The following is a 2603-nucleotide window of genomic DNA, read 5'->3' as shown; positions in this document are numbered from 1 at the left end:
ATTCGGATTGTGACAGATACTCGTACTCTGACAGTGATTCGGACTCTGACAGCGACTCGGATTCTGACAGCGACTCGGACTCAGACAGCGACTCCGATTCTGACAGTGACTCCGATTCTGACAGTGACTCGGACTCTGACAGTGATTCCGACTCCGACAGCGATTCGGATTCTGACAGCGATTCGGATTCTGACAGCGACTCGGACTCTGACAGCGACTCGGATTCTGACAGTGACTCGGATTCTGACAGTGACTCGGATAGCGACAGCGATTCCGATTCTGACAGCGACTCGGACTCTGACAGTGATTCGGACTCTGACAGCGACTCGGATTCGGACAGTGATTCTGACTCTGACAGTGACTCGGATTCCGACAGCGATTCTGACTCTGACAGCGATTCCGATTCTGACAGCGATTCCGATTCTGACAGCGACTCGGATTCGGACAGCGATTCCGACTCCGACAGCGATTCGGACTCTGACAGCGACTCGGACTCTGACAGCGACTCGGATTCGGACAGTGATTCAGACTCCGACAGCGACTCGGATAGCGACAGTGATTCTGATTCCGACAGTGACTCGGACTCTGACAGTGACTCGGACTCTGACAGCGATTCCGACAGCGATTCTGATACTGAAGCACCCACTGCAGCACAGAACATCACGGTTAATGACAATGTTGGTTCCATCACCGGTGTGCTTCATTCCGGTGATGTGACCGATGATACAACGCCGGAGATCAAAGGGACGGCAGAAGCGGGCGCCACGATAACGATTTATGACGGCGATATCGTACTGGGTTCAGTGGTTGTGGATCAGGATGGCAACTGGAGCTTTACTTTACCGGAGCTTAGCGAAGGTCCTCATAGCCTGAGCGCTACGGTGACCGACAAGGCCGGGAATGTCAGCGAGCGTTCCCCGGCGTTTGAGCTGACAATTGATACCACCGCGCCGTCTGCCAGTGCGCCGGAGGTGACCGACGATGTGGCCGGGCATACCGGCCCGCTGACCAGCGGCGATCTGACCAACGATGCCACGCCGGCCCTGAGCGGTACCGCCGAGGCGGGCGCCACGGTCACGATCTACGACGGTGACACCGTACTGGGTACGGTGGTTGCCGGGGAGGACGGACGCTGGAGCTTCACGCCGGACACCCTGGACGAGGGCGACCACAGCCTGAGCACCACCGTGACGGACAAGGCCGGGAACGTCAGCGAGCGTTCCCCGGCGTTTGAACTGACGATTGATACCACCGCGCCGTCTGCCAGTGCGCCGGAGGTGACCGATGACGTGGCCGGACACACCGGCCCGCTGGCCAGCGGCGATCTGACCAACGATGCCACGCCGGCCCTGAGCGGTACCGCCGAGGCGGGGGCCACAGTCACGATCTACGACGGCGACACCGTACTGGGTACGGTGGTTGCCGGGGAGGACGGACGCTGGAGTTACACCCCTGATGCACTGGATGAAGGCAGCCACAGCCTGAGCACCACCGTGACCGACAAGGCCGGAAACGTCAGCGAGCGTTCCCCGGCGTTTGAGCTGACGGTGGACACAGTCGTGACTCCGGTCAGCGGTCTGCAGGTGACCGACGATGTGGCCGGGCATACCGGCCCGCTGACCAGCGGCGATCTGACCAACGACGCCACACCGGCCCTGAGCGGTACCGCCGAGGCGGGGGCCACGGTCACGATCTATGACGGCGACACGGTGCTGGGTACGGTGGTTGCCGGTGAGGACGGACGCTGGAGCTACACCCCTGATGCACTGGATGAAGGCAGCCACAGCCTGAGCACCACCGTGACGGACAAGGCCGGGAACGTCAGCGAGCGTTCCCCGGCGTTTGAGCTGACGGTGGACACAATCGTGAATCCGGTCAGCGATCTGCAGGTGACTGATAATGCAGGAGAAGACACGGGTACACTGAACAGCGGCAACGTAACGGATGATGACACGCCGACCCTGAGCGGTACCGCCGAGGCGGGCGCCACAGTCACGATCTATGACGGCGACACGGTACTGGGTACGGTAGTTGCCGGGGAGGACGGACGCTGGAGCTTCACACCTGATGCGCTGGACGAAGGCAGCCACAGCCTGAGCACCACCGTGACCGATCTGGCCGGGAACGTCAGCGAACGCTCCCCGACTTTTGAGTTAACTGTCGATCTCAGCGACGACACCGACAGCGACTCGGATAGTGACAGTGATTCGGACTCTGACAGTGACTCGGATAGCGACAGTGACTCCGACTCTGACAGTGACTCCGACTCTGACAGTGACTCGGATTCGGACAGCGACTCGGAATCTGACAGCGACTCGGACTCTGACAGCGACTCGGACTCCGACAGAGATTCGGATGCTGACAGCGACTCGGACTCCGACAGCGATTCTGACTCTGACAGTGATTCGGACTCTGACAGCGACTCCGATTCCGACAGTGATTCGGACTCCGACAGCGATTCTGACTCTGACAGCGATTCCGATTCTGACTCTGACAGCGATTCCGATTCCGACAGCGATTCTGACTCTGACAGCGATTCCGATTCTGACAGAGACTCGGATTCAGACAGCGATTCGGACTCAGACAGAGATTCCGAATCAGAC

At 59.7% G+C, this 2603-nt stretch carries 1 protein-coding gene; it reads left to right on the top strand.

Annotation, left to right across the window (positions count from 1 at the left end; translation table 11 throughout):
• A partial coding sequence (locus ABLV11_RS06945; protein ID WP_348855241.1) for an Ig-like domain-containing protein occupies nucleotides 1–2603 on the top strand: 2603 nt, incomplete at both ends.

It is taken from the genome of Klebsiella sp. GW_Kp181 (assembly GCF_040062315.1).
GTDB classification, from domain to species: domain Bacteria; phylum Pseudomonadota; class Gammaproteobacteria; order Enterobacterales; family Enterobacteriaceae; genus Klebsiella; species Klebsiella oxytoca.
Note: the sequence above shows the minus strand (reverse complement) of the source record. Positions and strands in the feature narration are given on the sequence as shown.